General features: G+C 61.3%; 17 protein-coding genes. 12 read left to right on the forward strand and 5 right to left on the reverse strand.

Annotation, left to right across the window (positions count from 1 at the left end; all coding sequences use genetic code 11):
• Positions 1–116 precede the first annotated feature (116 nt).
• From BLQ55_RS24410 to BLQ55_RS24425, 4 genes are all read left to right on the forward strand, one after another.
• Positions 117–1,724, forward strand: coding sequence for a tetratricopeptide repeat-containing response regulator (locus tag BLQ55_RS24410; RefSeq protein WP_072412240.1), 1,608 nt, complete (start codon positions 117–119; stop codon positions 1,722–1,724).
• On the forward strand, positions 1,717–2,409 hold the full coding sequence (locus tag BLQ55_RS24415; protein ID WP_092205395.1) for a sensor histidine kinase: 693 nt from the start codon (positions 1,717–1,719) through the stop codon (positions 2,407–2,409). The genes BLQ55_RS24410 and BLQ55_RS24415 overlap by 8 nt, the downstream gene beginning before the upstream one ends.
• A gap of 341 nt (positions 2,410–2,750) precedes the next feature.
• On the forward strand, positions 2,751–3,992 hold the full coding sequence (locus tag BLQ55_RS24420) for a glutamine synthetase family protein (RefSeq protein ID WP_170842326.1): 1,242 nt from the start codon (positions 2,751–2,753) through the stop codon (positions 3,990–3,992).
• A 70-nt stretch (positions 3,993–4,062) separates the two neighbouring features.
• The gene (locus tag BLQ55_RS24425) at positions 4,063–5,424 is read left to right on the forward strand and encodes an MFS transporter (RefSeq protein WP_092257687.1); all 1,362 of its coding nucleotides are present in this window, start codon (positions 4,063–4,065) and stop codon (positions 5,422–5,424) included.
• A gap of 62 nt (positions 5,425–5,486) precedes the next feature.
• On the opposite strand, the gene BLQ55_RS24430 is transcribed toward BLQ55_RS24425, so the two are convergent.
• The 4 genes from BLQ55_RS24430 to flgA all read right to left on the reverse strand — a co-directional run bounded on the left by BLQ55_RS24430 (position 5,487) and on the right by flgA (position 8,095).
• Positions 5,487–6,233 (reverse strand): flagellar brake protein, encoded by a 747-nt coding sequence (locus BLQ55_RS24430; RefSeq protein WP_092205398.1) that lies wholly within the window; start codon positions 6,231–6,233, stop codon positions 5,487–5,489.
• A gap of 92 nt (positions 6,234–6,325) precedes the next feature.
• Positions 6,326–6,793 carry a flagella synthesis protein FlgN gene (locus BLQ55_RS24435; RefSeq protein ID WP_092169919.1) on the reverse strand — a complete coding sequence of 156 codons (468 nt, stop codon included), beginning with the start codon at positions 6,791–6,793 and terminating at the stop codon, positions 6,326–6,328.
• 47 nt (positions 6,794–6,840) lie between these two features.
• On the reverse strand, positions 6,841–7,158 hold the full coding sequence (gene flgM / locus BLQ55_RS24440) for a flagellar biosynthesis anti-sigma factor FlgM (RefSeq protein ID WP_092205399.1): 318 nt from the start codon (positions 7,156–7,158) through the stop codon (positions 6,841–6,843).
• A 172-nt stretch (positions 7,159–7,330) separates the two neighbouring features.
• Positions 7,331–8,095 (reverse strand): flagellar basal body P-ring formation chaperone FlgA, encoded by a 765-nt coding sequence (gene flgA, locus BLQ55_RS24445; RefSeq protein WP_092205400.1) that lies wholly within the window; start codon positions 8,093–8,095, stop codon positions 7,331–7,333.
• Between the two features lie 78 nt (positions 8,096–8,173).
• On the opposite strand from flgA, the gene BLQ55_RS24450 reads away from it, so the two are divergent.
• The 6 genes from BLQ55_RS24450 (at position 8,174) to flgE (ending at position 13,267) form a co-directional block, all read left to right on the forward strand.
• A complete protein-coding gene (locus BLQ55_RS24450; RefSeq protein WP_092205401.1) occupies positions 8,174–9,100 on the forward strand; it encodes a chemotaxis protein CheV in 927 nt (308 codons plus the stop codon).
• Positions 9,101–9,158: 58 nt separating this feature from the next.
• Positions 9,159–9,986, forward strand: coding sequence for a protein-glutamate O-methyltransferase CheR (cheR, locus tag BLQ55_RS24455; RefSeq protein ID WP_063324730.1), 828 nt, complete (start codon positions 9,159–9,161; stop codon positions 9,984–9,986).
• A 361-nt stretch (positions 9,987–10,347) separates the two neighbouring features.
• Positions 10,348–10,755, forward strand: coding sequence for a flagellar basal body rod protein FlgB (gene flgB, locus BLQ55_RS24460; protein WP_092205402.1), 408 nt, complete (start codon positions 10,348–10,350; stop codon positions 10,753–10,755).
• A gap of 3 nt (positions 10,756–10,758) precedes the next feature.
• The gene (gene flgC / locus BLQ55_RS24465; protein ID WP_060741038.1) at positions 10,759–11,202 is read left to right on the forward strand and encodes a flagellar basal body rod protein FlgC; all 444 of its coding nucleotides are present in this window, start codon (positions 10,759–10,761) and stop codon (positions 11,200–11,202) included.
• Between the two features lie 15 nt (positions 11,203–11,217).
• Positions 11,218–11,940 carry a flagellar hook assembly protein FlgD gene (gene flgD / locus BLQ55_RS24470; RefSeq protein WP_092257690.1) on the forward strand — a complete coding sequence of 241 codons (723 nt, stop codon included), beginning with the start codon at positions 11,218–11,220 and terminating at the stop codon, positions 11,938–11,940.
• A 28-nt stretch (positions 11,941–11,968) separates the two neighbouring features.
• Positions 11,969–13,267: a flagellar hook protein FlgE gene (flgE, locus tag BLQ55_RS24475; RefSeq protein WP_092205404.1), complete on the forward strand. Its 1,299-nt coding sequence runs from the start codon at positions 11,969–11,971 to the stop codon at positions 13,265–13,267.
• Between the two features lie 270 nt (positions 13,268–13,537).
• Here the strand turns inward: flgE and BLQ55_RS24480 are convergent, their stop codons facing one another.
• On the reverse strand, positions 13,538–16,429 hold the full coding sequence (locus BLQ55_RS24480) for a ribonucleoside-diphosphate reductase subunit alpha (protein WP_060741041.1): 2,892 nt from the start codon (positions 16,427–16,429) through the stop codon (positions 13,538–13,540).
• Positions 16,430–17,291: 862 nt separating this feature from the next.
• On the opposite strand from BLQ55_RS24480, the gene BLQ55_RS24485 reads away from it, so the two are divergent.
• Both BLQ55_RS24485 and BLQ55_RS24490 read left to right on the forward strand, forming a co-directional pair.
• The gene (locus tag BLQ55_RS24485; protein ID WP_060741042.1) at positions 17,292–18,014 is read left to right on the forward strand and encodes a response regulator; all 723 of its coding nucleotides are present in this window, start codon (positions 17,292–17,294) and stop codon (positions 18,012–18,014) included.
• The gene (locus tag BLQ55_RS24490; protein ID WP_092257694.1) at positions 18,011–19,621 is read left to right on the forward strand and encodes an ATP-binding protein; all 1,611 of its coding nucleotides are present in this window, start codon (positions 18,011–18,013) and stop codon (positions 19,619–19,621) included. The genes BLQ55_RS24485 and BLQ55_RS24490 overlap by 4 nt, the downstream gene beginning before the upstream one ends.
• Positions 19,622–19,719 lie beyond the last annotated feature (98 nt).

The following is a 19,719-nucleotide window of genomic DNA, read 5'->3' on the forward strand; positions in this document are numbered from 1 at the left end:
CTGAAATCCCTTGAACGTTGCTGGCTGGTGGCTATCATCTGCGCGCCTCGGGGTTGTGACACGGCGTTTCGTTGTTATGCCATTGGGTTATTTTCTTACTTGCCTGGACATCCTCGATGCTGGCGTACCACCAAAAAAGTTTTCTGATCGTCGATGATTTCTCGGATTTCCGCAGTTCGATCCGGTCCATGCTGCGTGAGCTGGGCGTCAAGGACGTGGACACCGCCGACACCGGTGAAGTGGCGCTGCGCATGTGCTCGCAGAAGCGTTATGACTTCATCTTGCAGGACTATCACCTGGGCGATGGGCGCAAGAATGGCCAGCAGGTGCTGGAAGACCTGATGGTCGAGAAGCTGATCAGCCATGAAAGTGTGTTTCTCATGGTGACCGCCGAGACCAGCCAGGCGATGGTGCTCAGTGCCCTGGAGCATGAGCCGGATGCGTACCTGACCAAGCCGTTCAACCGCTCCGGCCTGGCCCAGCGGCTGGAGCGGCTCGAGCAGCGCAAGACCCTGCTCAAGCCGATCCTGCAGGCCCTCGATCGTGGCAAGCCGATGGAAGTGCTCAATGCCTGCATCGCCCTGTGCAAGCAGGACCCGCGCTACGGGCCGTTGTGCCTGCGTTATCGGGCCGATGCGTTGCGCGACCTGAATCAGAACGAGGCCCTGGAGCGGCTGTACAACTCCATCCTGGCGGATCGTCCGTTGCCGTGGGCCTACGCGGGGCTGGGCAAGTTGATGTTCAAGCGCGGCCAGGTGGGGCAGGCCAAGGCCGTTTATGAAAAGGCCCTGAAAGTCTTTCCAATGATGCCGGCGTTGTACGACGGCATGGCCGAAGTGTTGATGGCCGAGGGTGACACCAAGCAGGCGCAGCATGTGCTGGAAGAGGCGGTGCGCCTGTCGCCCCTGGCCGTGCGTCGCCAGTCGTTGCTGGGCAAGTTGGCGATGACCAACGAAGACTACGACACGGCTTCCCGGGCTTATCGCCAGGCGGTCGGGCAGGGCGCGCAGTCGCGCTTCAAGGATCCGGAAAGCAACCTCGGCCTGGCCCACGCGCTGATCAGCAAGGGCAGCGAAAAAGGCCTCGATACCCGCACCCGGCTGGAGATCAACACCACCCTCAGTGCCGTGGCGAAGGAGAACCTCAACGACCCGGGGTTGCAGGTCCGGGCGCGGCTGATGAAGGCCACCAGCCTGTTGCTCAACGATGCCGAAACCGCCGAGAAGCTCACCGAACAGGCCTTGCAGCGCCTCGATGGCATGGAGCAGTTCATGAGCGCCGAGGCCGCGTTGCTGGTGGCCAAGCAGTTGCAAATGCTTGGCCAGACCAGCGCCGGGGAGTCGATGCTCAAGAACTGCGCGGAAATCTACGGTGATGACCCGGCGGTGATGCAAGGCATTGCCAAGCTCACCGACGACCCGAACATCCTCAATCAGGGCAATGCCGCCGCGGAGTTGAACCGCGAAGGTGTGCGGGTCTACAAGACTGGCGCATTGCCGGAGGCGCGGGAGCTGTTCCGCCGTGCGCTGAAGATGCAACCGAAGAACATCAGTATTGCCCTGAACATGGCGCAATCGCTGCTGCATGGCACCGACACCAGCGTGGAGTCGGAACTGCTGCAGGAGTGCCGCGACTGCCTGAAACTGGTGGGCATGATGCCCGACTCCGATGCGCGTTTTGCGCGTTATCAAAAACTGCGAAGCAAGGCATTTGGCGATGAATGACAGCGAACAGGCCCTCGATTTTTCCACGGTGATCGCGTCGACCGTGCACGACATGAAAAACTCCCTGACCTTGCTCATGCAGGCACATGGGCAATGGCTCGAACGCCTGCCCGAATCCGAGCGACAGACCTCGGAGCAGGGCGTCATCGAGTTCGAGTTCGCCCACCTCAATGGCCTCATGGTGCAGTTGCTGGGGCTGTACAAGCTCGGCGTCAACCAGTTGCCGTTGCACCCGGCCTACCACGAGCTGGACGATTTCATCGAGGCGCAACTGGCCGGCCATCAGGATGTGTTCCGCAGCCGCGGAATCATGGCCACCTACGATGTCGATCCCCTCAGCCCCTTGGGCTTTTTCGACCGCGAGCTGGTGGCCTCGGTGCTCGACAACTGCATCAACAACGCCATTCGCCATGCGCGCCAGGCGCTGCTGATCAGTGTGAGTGACGAAGCCGGGCAACTGGTGCTGACCATCAATGACGACGGCGACGGTTACCCGCCAGAGATGATTGAGCGTCAGGCCGAGTATGTGCAGGGCATCAACCACAGCAGCGGCAGCACCGGGCTGGGCCTGTACTTCGCCGCGCGAATCGCCGGGTTGCACCAGCGCGGCGGCGTGAGCGGGCGGACCGAGATTGCCAATGGCGGTGTGTTGGGCGGCGGGGTGTTCCGGCTTTATTTGCCCTGAACAGGCCCTCCATGAGTGTCCCTGGCAACACAAATTCCCTGTGGGAGCGAGCCTGCTCGCGATAGCGTCGGCTTAGCCAATATTGAGTTGACTGATACACCGCCATCGCGAGCAGGCTCGCTCCCACAATGTATTCCAAAGTTTGTTGTTTATTTTTACGTGTGCTTGATATTCCGAACAGCCGGAGCCTATTTTGTACGGGTTGCCGTTCGCGGCTCGCACATAACAAGGATTGCGTCATGACGACCGATGGCCAGCGTTCACTCGCGCAGCGACTGACGGGCATTGATGAGATTGAATGTGTCACGCCGGATTTGAATGGCGTGCCGCGAGGCAAGGTGATGACCGCCGAAGGGTTCCTCGAAGGCCGGCGGTTGCAATTGGCGCGGGGTGTGCTGCTGCAATGCATCATGGGCGGTTATCCGCCGTCGCGTTTCTACGGCAGTGATGATGGCGACCTGGCGCTGGTGGCCGACCCGAAACAGATCCACCGCCTGCCCTGGAGCCAACAGCCCCGGGCCCTGGCCATCTGCGACGCCGACGAACTGACCGGTGAAAGCTCTCGGCTCTCGACGCGCGGCCAGCTCAAGGCCGTTGTCGCGCGCTATGCCGCCCTTGGCCTGGCGCCAGTGGTGGCGACCGAGCTGGAGTTCTTCGTGTTCGCCCCCAACCCGGACCCGACCCAGCCGTTCCAGCCGCCGATGGGCCTGGATGGACGTCGCGAAGACGGCCACTCGGCGTTCAGCGTCAGCTCCAACAATGGCCTGCGCCCGTTCTTCAGCGAAGTCTATGCCTGCATGGCGGCGCTGGGCTTGCCGCGCGACACCTTCATGCATGAAATGGGCGTGAGCCAGTTCGAGATCAATCTGCTGCACGGCGACCCGTTGCTGCTGGCCGACCAGACTTTCCTGTTCAAGCACCTGCTCAAGGAAGTGGCCCTCAAGCACGGCCTGACCGTGGTCTGCATGGCCAAGCCCCTGGCCCACACGCCGGGCAGTTCGATGCATATCCACCAGAGCGTCGTCGAGGCGGACAGCGGCCGCAACGTCTTCAGCGACGAAGCGGGCGAACCGACGGCCGCGTTCCGGCACTTCATCGGGGGGCAACAGGCTTGCCTGGCGGACTTCACCGCGTTGTTCGCGCCGAACGTGAACTCCTACCAGCGACTGTGCCACCCGTTCGCCTCACCGAACAATGCCTGTTGGTCCCACGACAACCGTTCGGCCGGGCTGCGGATTCCCGCCAGTTCGCCAGTGGCCCGCCGGGTCGAGAACCGCTTGCCCGGGGCCGATGCCAACCCCTACCTGGCGATTGCCGCCAGCCTGGCCGCCGGGTTGTACGGGATCGAACAGCGCCTGGAGCCGAGCGCGGCGATCCAGGGCGAATTCGAAGTGCCGGATAATCTGTCGCTGCCATGTACCTTGCATGCCGCCCTGGAGCGTCTGAAGCGTAGTCATCTGGCGAAGGAACTGTTCGGCACGGAGTTCATCGAAGGCTACATCGCTTCCAAGACCCTGGAGCTGACCAGCTTCTTCGATGAAATCACCCCCTGGGAGCGACGTGTCCTGGCGGCCCAGGCATAAAGAACCGCTGCATTCGGGCTATCTTCAACGGATAGCCCTTACTCACCTCAAGGAGCCGCTCGGAACGCCGATGCGCCAAATCTGGAAACCTTTTCGAGCGCTTTATTTCGCCTCGCTGATGATGTTGATCGGCTCGGGCCTCTTGAGTACTTACCTGGCCTTGCGCCTGGCCGCCGACCATGTGGACAGCCTCTGGGTCGGTGCGCTGATGGCCGCCAACTACTTCGGCCTGGTGCTGGGGGGCAAGATCGGCCACCGGCTGATCGCCCGCGTCGGGCACATCCGCGCTTATTCGGCCTGCGCCGGGATCGTCGGGGCAGCGGTGCTGGGCCATGGCCTGGTGGACTGGCTGCCGGCGTGGATCGTGCTTCGGATGATTGTTGGCCTGGGCATGATGTGCCAGTACATGGTCATCGAGAGCTGGCTCAATGAGCAGGCCGATGCCAAGCAGCGTGGGGTGGTGTTCAGCGGCTACATGATCGCCTCGTACCTGGGGCTGGTGCTGGGGCAGTTGATCCTGGTCATGCACCCGGCCCTGGGCCTGGAGCTGCTGATGCTGGTGGCGCTGTGCTTCGCCCTGTGTCTGGTGCCGGTAACGCTGACCCGGCGAATTCACCCGGCGGCGCTGCATCCGGCGCCCATGGAACCACGTTTCTTCATCAAGCGTGTGCCGCAGTCGTTGAGCACGGTGTTGGGTTCGGGGCTGATTGTCGGCTCGTTCTATGGCTTGGCGCCGCTGTACGCCTCCCAGCAGGGTCTGTCGACCGAGCAGGTCGGTCTGTTCATGGGGAGCTGCATCTTTGCCGGATTGTTGGTGCAGTGGCCACTGGGCTGGCTCTCTGACCGCTACGACCGGGCGCTGCTGATCCGCTGCTTTGCGCTGGTCCTGGCGATTTGTGCGCTGCCGTTGGCGATCCTTCCGGCGGTGCCGCTGGAGGTGCTGTTCGTCGCCGGGTTCTTCTGTTCGCTGGTGCAGTTCTGTCTGTATCCGCTGGCGGTGGCGTTTTCCAACGACCACGTCGAAGCGGATCGAAGGGTGTCCCTGACCGCGATGCTATTGGTGACCTATGGCGTTGGCGCCAGTATCGGGCCGCTGGTGGCGGGAGTGCTGATGAAGATGTTCGGTAGCCAGATGCTCTACGGCTTTTTCGCCTTCTTTGCCCTGGTGCTGGTGTGGCGGATCCGGCCGAAAGCGGTGACCAACCTGCATCAGGTCGATGACGCACCGCTGCATCACGTGGCGATGCCGGACAGCATGTCGAGTTCGCCCCTGGTGGCGTGCCTCGATCCGCGGGTGGATGAGCAAGTGGTGCAGGAGCAGATGCAGGCACCGACCAGCCCGGAGGCGGAGCCCGAGCCCGCCCCTGAGACCGTGGCTGAAGCTGACGCCGAGGCGCCTGAGCCTCCCAGCTTTACCCAGGCCAGGCCTTGAAACGGGCATGAAAAAACGGGCAGTCACCGCAAGGGACTGCCCGTTTTTTCATGGCTCGACGATCAGAGGTCGTCTTTATCGAAGCGTCGGGCTTCACGCTGGAGCTGGTAGACGAACCGCTCGACCTGCCGCTGCACCAAGCCGCTGATGTTGTGGAAGCGTACGCCAGCGAAGGTGGTGTTGATCCTTTCTTCGAAATGCAGGTAGCGCAACTCGACTGGCGCGGTCATGTTGCCAAACGGCAGGGCCGCGATGAAACGCTCATACACCTGGCCCAATTGCAGGCGTTCGGTGATGTCGCCGTCAAAGCGCAGCTTGCAACCGGTGGCGGAGATGTCCAGCAGCTTGCCGTCCACGGGGGACTTGAGCTTTTCGCCGCCCAGTTCAACGCTCACCAGTTGGGCCAGTTTCAGGGCGGCGCGGAAGGCATTGCGACGCTGGTGGTAGACCACTTCGTCGGGCAGGGCGCCGCGATAGCAGCGACCGTCGCTGGATTCATCGATGGTCAGTGGGCCCTTGCCATCCCAGGCGATGCGCACGCCGTCATGGAAACCTTCGACGCGAAACGGCTCGCCGGCCAGCAGGAAACGCTCGCCGTCCCGGGGAATCATTTCATCCAGGGCGATGGAGTTGGTCTCGCGATCGACATTGACCAGATAGCTCTGGAAGCGCTGGGTACGTTCATGGAAGGTAATGATCAGCGGGTCATGGCTATCTTGCAGCATCCGCAGGTTGCCAGAAATTTCCAGGGGCGTGGTGAGGACCTTGGGGGGCTGCGGAGCGTCATCCGCGTTTGAGGCATTGAACACGGTGGGTCAATCTCCAGGCAAAATACGACTACGAATGGCCGGCATTTTGCCAGCATGTATCGCGCGTTGATAGAGCGAAGGCATTGTTCGTTTCATGCCTGGCTGAGCGGGCGGTGCTTGACCATTCTAGCCGTCGAACCGCTAGCGTCATACAGCGTCGGGATCTCGCCACCGTTGAGAATGCGTAACTGGTTGGCGGTGGCGGCCTGCTGCATCAGGATGGACTGTCCGTTGCGGGCGTTGGTCGCCTGGCATTGGGCGAGCAGGTCGTTGAGCACCTTGCTCTGGGACCGCAGCTGATCGCCGAGGGTCGACTGGGCGGCCAACTGCTCAAGGCCGTCATGACTGGCGGGCAGGTTGAGGCTGGCGAGGATCTCGCTGCGCTTGCGGCCATGCTGGTCGAGCAAGATGATCAATGCCTGTTTCTGCGCCAGGATGGTTTCCAGCAAAGGCATGTCACGACCGTGCAGTGCCACGGATTCGGCCTGCAATAGCTCCAGCAGTTGTTGCGCTGGAACGAAGTCGTCGATGATCAGTTGCAATAAATGAGTGTCGTGCATGGCTGGCCTTGGGTCTTAGCGTCCAAAAGCCTGGCGCAGGCGGCGGCCTAGCGCTGGGCTTCGAAGTTGAGCAGTTTGCTGGCTACGCGGTTGCTGTCGACTTTGTAGCTGCCATCGGCGATGGCTGCTTTCAACTCGGCCACGCGGGCGTTGTCCACGACAGGTTGATCGCGCAGCTTGTCAGTGATCTTCTGCAACTGCTGAGCCTCATTGCTGAGGTGTACCGACTCCCCGTTGCTGACCTTTTCGGCTGGCGTGGACACCGGCGCGGATTTGTCGGATTCGACGGTTTCCTTGGCGGCGCTGGTACGCGTAGTGCCTGTCAACGGTGAAGAGCTATTTAAACGATTGAAATCGATGACCATGGTAAAAAACCTCTGGGTATTTGGACGCTTGCCATGTTTTCGGCCATTCCCAAAAAAACTTTAGGCTCATTTATTCAATGAACGTGCGCACGTCTGCGCTTGCCTTTGCGTAAGGCACAGTCTAGGGAACACCGGGATCAAGCGCCAGCTTTCTACCTCCTCTACCGGGTCATTACATCGCCACTTCCACTTGGCCTGGAGCCATCACTTGCGCCTTGATGACGCGCTGGGAATTGAGGTTTTTTACCCGTATCTGTTCACGCATGCCACCGTTGGACAGGGCCTCGCCGGGCATCCGCACGGCCAGTGAGCCGCTGCGGGCGGTGATGACCACCTGGTCGCCCTTGCGGACCACCTCGGCCTGTTCCAGGTGCACCAGCGTCACGACCTGATCGGCGACCATTGGTCGGACAAGTTTCTGCCCGATGGCCTGATCGACAGAGGTCAGGAAGCCCTGGGTGATCTGGCTGATGTCCCGTTCGCGCAACATCACGTCCTGGGGCTCGACGATCCCGGCTCGCTTGAGCGGACGCGTGGTGGTGACGATTTCCCGGAACAGGCGCACTTGAGCGGGCACGAACACCGTCCAGGGCGCGGCGCTGTCGCAACGAACCTTCACCGTGACACGGCCCAGGGGCCGGGCCGGGCTCTCCAGGGAAGCAGTCAATTCCTTGTCACACATGGGCATGCGCAAGCGCGGGTCGAGCTGGTTGACTTCGATTTCGTAACGACCTTCGGTTTGACTGGTTGCCAGGTAGTCTTCTACGGTGAATTCAAGAAAGCCCTGAGTGACGCCGATAAGGAGATCAGGCAAGGTAACCGGAGCCGCCGCAAGGGCAGGGCCGCCCGAAGCGAACAGGCAGGCGGCCAGCAGTGCACCGAGCCAGTGGCGGCAGTGAGTGGTCAGGCGTCGAGAAAATGTCGTTTGTGCGTTCATGCCGGTTCAAAAGCAAGCCCCGTGCCGTTTAGTGATGAATGCGCGTCGGACACATTAGCGTTAGGTAGGAGTCAGGGCATGGCGGGAGTAATGGATTCGGTGAACCAGCGCACTCAGCTGGTCGGTCAGAATCGCCTGGAGCTGTTGTTGTTCCGTCTCGACGGCCAACAAATGTACGGGATCAACGTATTCAAGGTCCGCGAGGTGCTGCAATGCCCCAAGCTGACCCTGATGCCCAAGTCCAGCCCCGTCGTGTGCGGTGTGGCCAATATCCGGGGTGCGACCATCCCGATTCTCGACCTGGCGATGGCGACCGGTTCCGGTCGGTTGCTGGACCAGAGCAATCCGTTCGTGATCATCACCGAGTACAACACCAAGACCCAGGGGTTCCTGGTGCGCTCGGTGGAGCGCATCGTCAACATGAACTGGGAGGAGATCCATCCGCCGCCCAAGGGCACCGGCCGCGATCACTACCTGACGGCTGTGACCCGGGTCGACAACCAGTTGGTGGAAATCATCGACGTGGAGAAGATCCTCGCCGAAGTGGCGCCCACGCCGGAGGCGATTTCCGCGGGTGTGGTAGACGCCGAGACCCAGCACAAGGCGATTTCGCTGCGGGTGCTGACTGTCGATGATTCGTCGGTGGCGCGTAAGCAGGTGACCCGTTGCCTGCAAACGGTCGGTGTGGAAGTGGTGGCGTTGAACGATGGGCGGCAGGCGCTGGATTACCTGCGTGCGCTGGTCGACGAGGGCAAGAAGCCCGAGGAGGAGTTCCTGATGATGATCTCCGACATCGAGATGCCGGAGATGGACGGGTACACCCTGACCTCGGAAATCCGCAGCGATCCGCGCATGCAAAAGCTGCACATCATCTTGCATACTTCGCTGTCCGGGGTTTTCAACCAGGCGATGGTCAAGAAGGTCGGTGCCGACGATTTCCTGGCGAAATTCCGTCCCGACGACCTGGCGTCCCGGGTCGTCGATCGGATCAAGTCAGCAGAATAAAGTAAAGGTCGGGCGCGTTGTGCGCCCGGCAAGTCAACACGATGAAAGAGGCGGTATCTTGTCTACGGGTAATTTGGATTTCGAACAGTTCCGGGTCTTCCTGGAAAAAGCCTGTGGCATCTTGCTTGGTGAAAACAAGCAATACCTGGTGTCGAGCCGTCTCAATAAATTGATGGAGCAACAGGGCCTCAAGTCATTGGGCGAGCTTGTGCAGCGTATCCAGACCCAACCGCGCAGCGGCTTGCGCGAGATGGTGGTGGACGCCATGACCACCAACGAAACCCTGTGGTTTCGGGACACCTATCCGTTCGAAGTGCTGAAGAACAAAGTGCTGCCGGCCGCTATCAAGGCCAGCCCGGGCCAGCGCCTGCGGATCTGGTCGGCGGCCTGTTCGTCGGGGCAGGAACCCTATTCGCTGTCGATGTCCATCGATGAGTTCGAGCGTTCCAACCTGGGCCAGTTGAAAGGCGGCGTGCAGATCGTCGCCACCGACCTGTCCGGGACCATGCTCAATAACTGCAAGACTGGCGAGTACGACAGCCTGGCCATCGGCCGGGGTTTGTCGCCGGACCGGCTGCAACGCTACTTCGACCCGAAAGGGCCGGGCAAGTGGGTGGTCAAGGCACCGATCAAGAGCCGGGTGGAGTTTCGCTCGTTCAACCTGCTGGACAGCTACGCCAGCCTGGGCAAGTTCGACATCGTGTTTTGCCGCAATGTGCTGATCTACTTCTCCGCCGAAGTGAAGAAAGACATCCTGCTGCGCATCCACGGCACGCTCAAGCCAGGCGGCTACCTGTTCCTTGGCGCCTCCGAGGCGTTGAACGGTTTGCCGGATCATTACCAGATGGTCCAGTGCAGCCCGGGGATCATCTACCAGGCGAAGTGATTCGCGGGTGTTGTCAAAAAAAAACGGGAGCCCCAAGGGGCTCCCGTTTTTTATGCGCGCTGATGTCTCCTGATCACCCCTATCCCTGTGGGAGCGAGCCTGCTCGCGATAGCGATATCACAGGCGACATCAATGTTGACTGACACACCATTATCGCGAGCAGGCTCGCTCCCACAATGAAATGCATTTGTTCTGCAGGAAGCGGCAGAAAAGCGGCAGGTAAGCGGAAACCCGTTGCCGCTTTTCTGGCATTGCCGCTTTGCCGGTGCCCGCAAAGCCCCGGTTTATGGGGTTTTTGGAAATGGCACGGCGCTTGCTTTAGCCGTCGTACGTACATTCTGGTCACCCAAAGGTTTCCGACATGAGCATCAGCTTCGATAAAGCGCTCGGTATCCACGAACAGGCCCTGAGCTTCCGCGCCCAGCGTGCCGAAGTCCTGGCCAACAACATCGCCAACGCCGACACCCCGAACTACAAGGCGCGGGACCTGGACTTTTCCAAGGTGCTCGCCGAGCAGAACGATAAGGCCAAGAACGGTCACTTCGCCTTGAACATGACCAACAGCCGTCATATCGAAGCCGAAGGCCTGGGTAATGGCGACGAGTCGCTGATGTATCGCACGCCGATGCAGCCGTCGATCGACCAGAACACCGTGGACGCTCAACTGGAACAGTCCAACTATGCGGAAAACTCCGTGAACTTCCAGGCCAGCTTCACCCTGCTCAACAGTAAGTTCAAAGGGCTGGTATCGGCCCTGCGCGGAGAGTAAGCCATGTCGATTGCTAGCGTATTCAACATTGCCGGCAGTGCCATGAGTGCCCAGACCACTCGCCTGAACACCGTCGCCAGTAACATCGCCAACGCCGAGACCGTTTCGTCGAGCATCGACCAGACCTACCGCGCCCGCCACCCGGTGTTCGCCACCATGTTCCAGGGCGGCCAGTCCGGCGGCAGCGACTCGCTGTTCCAGGACCAGGAAGCGGCCGGGCAGGGCGTACAGGTGCTTGGCGTGGTCGAGGACCAGAGCAACCTCGAAGCACGTTATGAGCCAAACCATCCGGCCGCGGACGCCAAGGGTTATGTCTACTACCCGAACGTCAACGTCGTCGAAGAAATGGCCGACATGATTTCCGCCAGTCGTTCGTTCCAGACCAACGCCGAAATGATGAACACCGCCAAAGCCATGATGCAGAAGGTCCTGACCCTCGGTCAGTGATAAGGGGCGAGTCACATGAGCGTTACCAACACTACAAGCGGTTTGAGCCTCAACGAGATTCTGGCCAACTCCGCGGTCAAGACCAACAACACCTCCGATGCCCTCGGGGCAATGACAGGTGCGGCGACCGGCAAGAAGGAACTGGGCAAGGATGCGTTCCTGCAACTGCTCGTTACCCAACTGAAGAACCAGAACCCGTTGGAGCCCCAGGACAACGGCGAATTCGTTGCCCAGTTGGCGCAGTTCAGCAGCCTGGAAGGCATCACCACCCTCAACGAGACGGTGAGCGGCATCGCCGGCAACTACAACTCGTCCCAGGCCTTGCAGGCCTCGTCGCTGGTGGGCCGCTCGGTCATCGCCCCGGGTGACAAGGCTGTGGTCGATACCTCCAAGAGCCTCAACGGTACGGTGGTGGTACCGGCATCGGTGTCCTCCGTCGCCGTCAAGATCGTGGACAAGGACGGCAAGACCGTTCGCACCATCGACCTGGGCAGCCAGAACGCCGGCAACTCCGCCTTCATCTGGGATGGCAAGAACGATGCGGGCACGGTCGTTGAATCGGGCACTTACACCTTCGCCGCCTCGACCACCATCGACGGCAAGGCCACGTCGCTGATCACCAACCTGCCGGCCACGGTCAGCAGCGTGACCATCAGCCAGACGGGCGGTGAGCTGATGCTCAACCTGGCCGGGCTGGGCAGCATTGCCCTGTCCAAAGTACAAACTATTGGTATGTAGAGCCGACTAACCGGCAAAAGGAGTCAACATGTCTTTTAACATCGGCCTTAGCGGTCTCTATGCAGCCAACAAACAGCTGGACGTGACCGGCAACAACATCGCCAACGTGGCGACCACCGGTTTCAAATCGTCCCGCGCGGAATTCGAAGACGTCTACTCGGCCACCAGGCTGGGCTCGGGCAGCAAGACCGTCGGCAACGGTGTGCGCCTGGCCAACGTCTCCCAGCAGTTCGGCCAGGGTGACGTGAACAACACCGGCAACGTGCTGGACATGGGCATCCAGGGCCAGGGCTTCTTTGTCCTGAGCAACGACGGTTCCCTGAGCTACACCCGTGCCGGTACGTTCAAGACCGACAAGGAAGGCTTCATCACCAACACTGACGGTACTTCGCGCCTTCAGGGCTACGGTGTGGACGCCAACGGCAAGATCCAGAACGGTATCCTGACCGACCTGCGCATCGACACCTCCAACCTGCCGCCGACTGCCACCAGCCTGGTGTCCTCGACGATCAACCTGAACTCGACAGCGCCGGCGATCACTGCGGCGTTCAATCCGAACGACACCGCTACGTTCACCAAGCAGTTCACCACCCCGGTCTACGACACCCAGGGCAACCAGCATTCCATGGACCAGTACATGGTCAAGACTGCCGGCAACACCTGGAACGTCTATACCTTGATCGACGGTCGTAACCTCAACGGCACCTTGCCGACCACGACCGGTGCGACCGCGCCGATTCCTTCGACCATGAACTTCGATTCGAGCGGCAAGTTGACCACGGTCACCACTCCGCCAGCGACGGTCAATAGTGATCTGGTACTGACCGGTTGGGTTCCCGGCACCGTGACCAACGGCGTATGGGCCGCCAACGGCGCCGCCAGTGCGCCAACCATCACGATTTCCATGGGCAATACCACTCAATTCAACGCCGACACCGCACGGTCGATCCCGACCCAGAACGGTTACGCCACCGGTCAGATCACTAACCTGACCATCGACGGTAGCGGTGTATTGCTGGCCAACTTCAGCAACAACCAGACCAAGCCGATCGGCCAGCTCGCCCTCGCCAGCTTCACCAACGAGCAAGGCCTGCAGCCAGTAGGCGGCACCAGTTGGAAGGAAACCTTCGCCTCGGGTATCCCGGGCTACGACGCCCCCACCACTGGCACCCTGGGTTCGATCGTCTCCAACTCCCTGGAAGAGTCCAACGTCAACCTGACCAACGAACTGGTCGAGCTGATCAAGGCCCAGAGCAACTACCAGGCGAACGCCAAGACCATCTCCACCCAGAGCACCATCATGCAGACCATCATTCAGATGACCTGATGTCGAGGGTTGCTTGAAGGTTGTACAAGGAGCCCCTCGCAAGAGGGGCTTTTTTGTGGGCGCAGGTTTTGTCGTGCCAGGTCCGGCCTCATCGCGAGCAAGCTCGCTCCCACAGGGGCCTGTACACGCAGCTCAAAGGTGGGAGCGAGCTTGCTCGCGATGAGGCCAGGCCTGGCGCCACTTTCCTCCACTCAAAAGAAAACCCCCGATAAACCAGCGGTCTATCGGGGGCTTCTTCAATCGGCGCCTTTACACGCCCACCCGCTCAGCTTATTGGCAAGCTTCGCAATCCGGCTCGTCGATCGCACAGGCCTTTGGCACTGGCGCCGGACCTGCTGGAGCCGCCAGGACCGAATCGTCACCGTGATTGCCGCCGCTGGAAACCGCGTTCAGCTTGCCGGTGTTGATGGTCGACTTCTCGGTGCTGGTGGCGGCCAGGGCACGGAGGTAGTAAGTGGTTTTCAGGCCACGGTACCAGGCCATGCGGTAGGTCACGTCCAGCTTCTTGCCCGAAGCGCCGGCGATGTACAGGTTCAGCGACTGAGCCTGGTCGATCCACTTCTGGCGACGGCTGGCGGCGTCGACGATCCACTTGGTGTCCACTTCGAACGCCGTGGCATAGAGCGCTTTGAGCTCTTGCGGGATGCGTTCGATCTGTTGCACCGAACCGTCGTAGTACTTCAGGTCGTTGATCATGACCGAGTCCCACAGGCCGCGAGCCTTGAGGTCGCGAACCAGGTACGGGTTGATCACGGTGAATTCGCCCGACAGGTTCGATTTCACATACAGGTTCTGGTAGGTCGGTTCGATCGACTGCGACACGCCGGTGATGTTGGCGATGGTGGCGGTCGGTGCGATGGCCATGATGTTGGAGTTACGGATGCCTTTCTGCACACGGGCGCGAACCGGTGCCCAGTCCAGGGATTCGTTCAGGTCGACATCGATGTACTTCTGGCCGCGCTGGGCGATCAGGATCTGTTGCGAGTCCAGCGGCAGGATGCCCTGGGACCACAGCGAGCCCTGGAACGTCTCGTAGGCGCCACGCTCGTCGGCCAGGTCGCAGGAAGCCTGGATCGCATAGTAGCTGACCGCTTCCATGGACTTGTCGGCGAACTCGACCGCGGCATCGGAACCGTACGGGATGTGCTGCAGGTACAGCGCGTCCTGGAAGCCCATGATGCCCAGGCCGACCGGACGGTGCTTGAAGTTGGAGTTCTTCGCTTGCGGCACCGAGTAGTAGTTGATGTCGATCACGTTGTCGAGCATGCGCACGGCGGTGTTCACGGTGCGTTGCAGCTTGGCGGTGTCCAGCTTGCCGTCGACGATGTGGTTCGGCAGGTTGATCGAGCCCAGGTTGCAGACCGCGATCTCGTCCTTGTTGGTGTTCAGGGTGATCTCGGTGCACAGGTTCGAGCTGTGGACCACGCCCACGTGCTGCTGCGGGCTGCGCAGGTTGCACGGGTCCTTGAAGGTCAGCCATGGGTGGCCGGTTTCGAACAGCATCGACAACATTTTGCGCCACAGGTCTTTGGCCTGGACGACTTTGAACAGCTTGATCTTGTTGTACTCGGTCAGGGCTTCGTAGTACTCGTAGCGTTCTTCGAAAGCCTTGCCGGTCAGGTCGTGCAGGTCCGGCACTTCGGATGGCGAGAACAAGGTCCACTTACCGTCGTCGAAGACACGCTTCATGAACAGGTCGGGGATCCAGTTGGCGGTGTTCATGTCGTGGGTACGACGGCGGTCATCACCGGTGTTCTTGCGCAGCTCGATGAACTCTTCGATGTCCATGTGCCAGGTTTCCAGGTAGGCACAGACCGCGCCCTTGCGCTTGCCGCCCTGGTTGACCGCAACGGCGGTGTCGTTGACCACTTTGAGGAACGGCACGACGCCCTGGGATTTGCCGTTGGTGCCCTTGATGTACGAGCCCAATGCGCGAACCGGGGTCCAGTCGTTGCCCAGGCCGCCGGCGAATTTCGACAGCATGGCGTTGTCGTGGATGGCGCCGTAGATGCCCGACAGGTCGTCCGGTACGGTGGTCAGGTAGCAGCTCGACAGCTGTGGACGCAGGGTGCCGGCGTTGAACAGGGTCGGGGTCGACGCCATGTAGTCGAAGGACGACAACAGGTTGTAGAACTCGATCGCACGGTCTTCGCGCTGCTTCTCTTCGATTGCCAGGCCCATGGCCACGCGCATGAAGAAGATCTGCGGCAGTTCGAAACGGATACCGTCCTTGTGGATGAAGTAACGGTCGTACAGGGTTTGCAGGCCCAGGTAGGTGAACTGCTGGTCACGCTCGTGGTTGATCGCCTTGCCGAGTTTTTCCAGGTCGAATTCGGCCAGGACCGGGTTCAGCAATTCGAACTCGATACCCTTGGCGACATAAGCGGGCAACGCCTTGGCGTACAGGTCGACCATTTCGTGGTGGGTCGCGCTCTCGGCGACTTCCAGGAAGCTCAGACCTTCGGCACGCAGGGTGTCCATCAGCAGGCGGGCGGTCACGAAGGAGTAGTTCGGCTCGCGTTCCACCAGGGTCCGGGCGGTCATCACCAACGCGGTGTTGACGTCCTTGAGGGCGACGCCGTCATAGAGGTTCTTCAGGGTTTCGCGCTGGATCAGGTCGCCATCGACTTCTTCCAGGCCTTCGCAGGCCTCGGTGACGATGGTGTTCAGGCGGCCCATGTCCAGCGGCGCCAGGCTGCCGTCGGCGCGTGCGATGCGGATCGAAGGGTGGGCCTGGACCGGTGCGTCGGCCGGGGAGCGGGTGGCACGTTCCTTGGCGCGCGAATCACGGTAGATCACGTAGTCGCGGGCCACTTTCTGCTCGCCGGCACGCATCAGGGCCAGTTCGACCTGGTCCTGGATTTCTTCGATGTGGATGGTGCCGCCCGAAGGCATGCGACGCTTGAAGGTCGCGGTGACCTGTTCGGTCAGGCGGGCGACGGTGTCGTGGATTCGCGACGAAGCGGCAGCGGTGCCGCCTTCAACTGCGAGAAACGCTTTGGTGATGGCGACGGTGATCTTGTCATCGGTGTAAGGAACGACAGTGCCGTTACGCTTGATCACGCGCAGTTGGCCCGGCGCGGTGGCGGACAGATCCGGGCTCGAATCGGCGGCCAGCGGCGCGGTGCCCTGCGGGTTCTCGCGAGTTGTGTCGGTGTGCATGGGTGTCTCCACGTTCTCTATGTTTGTTTGGGCACCATCACGGTGCCCACCGTTCCGTCCTGAAGCACTACAACCGACTGGCGCCGGGCATAACAACTTCGGGACAGTAGGAAGCAGGCGTTTAATGCCGCTTCCATCCGAAGTTCTCAGGTTACGAGCGAGGCTCGAAACCGGATTGCCGGGGTGGCAGCAATTGACTGCAACACCCGTACCGTTTCGGTCGCTTTCGACCTGGAAACAGCTGCCATCCGCAGGGGCGGTCTGGGCTTGGGGAAATGCGATGTTCCAGTTGGACAGAAGCAAGAAAAGCGCTTGAATTCTCTGCCCGACTTGTGTTTGGTTTTTGGCCTGAAACCCTACATGTAGGGTTTTTTACGCGGCGGGCTACAAGATAATGCGTTTTCGGGGGGTATGCAACGTACTACCTGTGGATAAGCCTGTGCGTAATTTGTGTGCGAAACATGGAACTGCTCTGTAGGCCGCGACCTAGCTGGAGTGGACCTTTTTTCACCGGTTTCGACGATCCGAAAACAGCCTGAAGATTTTTGCGGGCGCGGACATTACCACATAAAACCCACCCGACCGAAACGCATTTGTCCGCTTGTTTTCTGTGCAGGCGGCGTTTATACAATCGGCCCGTGCATGGGGGTGTTTATCCTCCTTTAACATGACAAAAAGACGGGGAGGCGCAGGACCCAACCTGTGGGAGCGAGCTTGCTCGCGATAGCGTCGGAGCAGCAGCATGGAGGCTGACAGACACACCGCCATCGCGAGCAAGCTCGCTCCCACAGGGTTCGTGCCTTGTCAGTGAGATTGGCAACACGCCTCTCCTTATTTAGCTAATCAGCCAAAAGGTCCCCCTGTGGAACAAGAAGCCTGGCAGGTATTGATCGTCGAGGATGACCAGCGTCTGGCCGAGCTGACCCGGGAATACCTCGAAAGCAACGGGTTGCGTGTCGCCATCGAAGGCGACGGTGCGGTGGCGGCGGCGCGGATCATTGCCGAGCAGCCGGACCTGGTGGTCCTCGACCTGATGCTGCCCGGCGAAGACGGCCTGAGCATCTGCCGCAAGGTGCGTGAGCACTACGACGGGCCGATCCTGATGCTCACCGCCCGCACCGACGACACCGACCAGATCCAGGGCCTGGACCTGGGCGCCGATGATTACGTTTGCAAGCCGGTTCGCCCGCGCTTGCTGTTGGCGCGGATCCAGGCCCTGCTGCGACGCAGCGAGCCGGAGCCGAGCGTGGCGCAGAAGCAGCGGCGCCTGCAATTCGGCCCGCTGGTGGTCGACGACGCCCTGCGTGAAGCCTGGTTGCAGGGCAACGGTATCGAGCTGACCAGCGCCGAATTCGACCTGCTGTGGCTGCTGGTGTCCAATGCCGGGCGCATCCTGTCCCGGGAAGAAATCTTCACCGCCCTGCGCGGCATCGGCTATGACGGCCAGGACCGCTCCATCGACGTGCGTATTTCGCGCATCCGGCCCAAGATCGGCGACGACCCGGACCATCCACGGCTGATCAAGACCATCCGCAGCAAAGGCTACCTGTTCGTTCCCGAAGCTTGCGCAGACTTGGCGCCGTGAATTCGATCTTCCTGCGTATTTATGGCGGCATGTGCGCGGCGCTGGTGCTGGTGGCGGTCCTCGGCGTGTTGGCCCTGCACCTGCTCAACCAGACTCGCGGCGAGCAATACCGCGAGCGCCTGGCCCATGGCACGTTTTCGTTGATGGCCGAGAACCTGCGGCCCATGAACGACACCGAGCGCCGCCGGGCACTGCTGGTGTGGGAGCGCCTGCTGGGCATTCCTCTGGCGTTGCAGACCTTCTCCCAGACCGATCTGGATCTCGGCCAGCGTACCCGCGTACTGCGCGGCCAGGCGTTGGTCGAACAGACCGGGCCCCATGCGGCAAAAGTCTATCGGCTGGTCAATGAAACCGAGCAATTGATGTTGGTCGGGGAAGTCCAGCAGATCAGCGAGCAATTGGCCCGCGCGACCATTTACCTGTTGGCCGACGAACTGGTGCGTTACCCCGTGGCCGAGCAGCCCAAGCGACTGGCGCAACTGGAGCAGGAAAAAGGGTTTGGTTTCGACCTGCGACTCATGACCGCCGAGCAGGCCGACATGGACGAAGATCAGCGCCGTCGCGTGTCCGAGGGCGATACGGTGATGGCGCTGGGCAAGGGCGGCGATTCCATCCGGGTCTTCGCCGGCATGGTCGGCACCCCGTGGGTCCTGGAGATCGGCCCGCTGTACCAGATGAACCCTTATCCGCCGCAATGGCTGGTGCTGATCGCGGCGCTGGGGTTGAGCCTGATCGGGTTGATCGTCTACCTGTTGGTGCGCCAGTTGGAGCGGCGCTTGCGTGGCCTGGAGTCGGCCGCCACCCAGATCGCCCAGGGCAGCCTGGAAACCCGGGTGCCGGCCCGCGGCGCCGACTCGGTCGGGCGATTGGCGGCGGCGTTCAATGGCATGGCCGAGCACTTGCAGCAACTGTTGGCGATCCAGCGCGAGCTGGTGCGGGCGGTGTCCCACGAATTGCGCACCCCGGTGGCGCGCCTGCGGTTTGGCCTGGAAATGCTCGGCAGCGCCACCACCCCCCAGGCCCGGGATAAATACCTGGCGGGCATGGATCACGACATCGAAGACCTGGATCGGCTGGTGGACGAAATGCTCACCTATGCGCGGCTGGAGCAGGGTTCGCCGGCGTTGAATTTTCAGCGGGTGGATCTGGATGCGCTGGTTAATCAGGTGATCGATGAGCTGGGGCCGTTGCGGGCCGGGATCACGGTCAAGCGCGGTCTATGCCTGTCGGCCGCCGATTGCGACGGCGCCTGGGTCGAGGCCGAGCCACGCTTTCTGCATCGGGCCTTGCAGAATCTGGTGGGCAATGCCATGCGCCACGCCCATTCCAAGGTCACGGTCAGCTACCAGGTGGGCCAGTTGCGCTGTCGGGTGGACGTGGAAGATGACGGGCCCGGCGTGCCGGAAGCGGCGTGGGAGCGGATTTTCAAACCCTTCCTGCGCCTGGACGACAGCCGCGCCCGCGCTTCGGGCGGTCATGGGCTGGGGCTGTCGATCGTGCGGCGGATCATCCACTGGCATGACGGTCGGGCGTTGATCGGCAAGAGCAAGAGCCTGGGTGGGGCGTGCTTCAGCTTGAGTTGGCCCAGGCATCAGGACAGGTCTTGAGAGAAGCGGTGCCTGTGCCGGCCTCATCGCGAGCAAGCTCGCTCCCACAGGTTGAACGCATGCCCATGTGGGAGCGAGCTTGCTCGCGATGAAGCCCT

Source organism: Pseudomonas sp. NFACC13-1 (assembly GCF_900104425.1).
Taxonomy (GTDB): domain Bacteria; phylum Pseudomonadota; class Gammaproteobacteria; order Pseudomonadales; family Pseudomonadaceae; genus Aquipseudomonas; species Aquipseudomonas fluorescens_AA.

Bases quoted from the DNA above. Each gene is read 5' to 3' on its own strand.
- BLQ55_RS24410 (WP_072412240.1), top strand. From the start codon at position 117: ATGCTGGCGTACCACCAAAAAAGTTTTCTGATCGTCGATGATTTCTCG.
- BLQ55_RS24415 (WP_092205395.1), top strand. From the start codon at position 1,717: ATGAATGACAGCGAACAGGCCCTCGATTTTTCCACGGTGATCGCGTCG.
- BLQ55_RS24420 (WP_170842326.1), top strand. From the start codon at position 2,751: ATGACCGCCGAAGGGTTCCTCGAAGGCCGGCGGTTGCAATTGGCGCGG.
- BLQ55_RS24425 (WP_092257687.1), top strand. From the start codon at position 4,063: ATGCGCCAAATCTGGAAACCTTTTCGAGCGCTTTATTTCGCCTCGCTG.
- BLQ55_RS24435 (WP_092169919.1), bottom strand. From the start codon at position 6,793: ATGCACGACACTCATTTATTGCAACTGATCATCGACGACTTCGTTCCA.
- flgM (WP_092205399.1), bottom strand. From the start codon at position 7,158: ATGGTCATCGATTTCAATCGTTTAAATAGCTCTTCACCGTTGACAGGC.
- flgA (WP_092205400.1), bottom strand. From the start codon at position 8,095: ATGAACGCACAAACGACATTTTCTCGACGCCTGACCACTCACTGCCGC.
- BLQ55_RS24450 (WP_092205401.1), top strand. From the start codon at position 8,174: ATGGCGGGAGTAATGGATTCGGTGAACCAGCGCACTCAGCTGGTCGGT.
- flgB (WP_092205402.1), top strand. From the start codon at position 10,348: ATGAGCATCAGCTTCGATAAAGCGCTCGGTATCCACGAACAGGCCCTG.
- flgC (WP_060741038.1), top strand. From the start codon at position 10,759: ATGTCGATTGCTAGCGTATTCAACATTGCCGGCAGTGCCATGAGTGCC.
- flgD (WP_092257690.1), top strand. From the start codon at position 11,218: ATGAGCGTTACCAACACTACAAGCGGTTTGAGCCTCAACGAGATTCTG.
- flgE (WP_092205404.1), top strand. From the start codon at position 11,969: ATGTCTTTTAACATCGGCCTTAGCGGTCTCTATGCAGCCAACAAACAG.
- BLQ55_RS24480 (WP_060741041.1), bottom strand. From the start codon at position 16,429: ATGCACACCGACACAACTCGCGAGAACCCGCAGGGCACCGCGCCGCTG.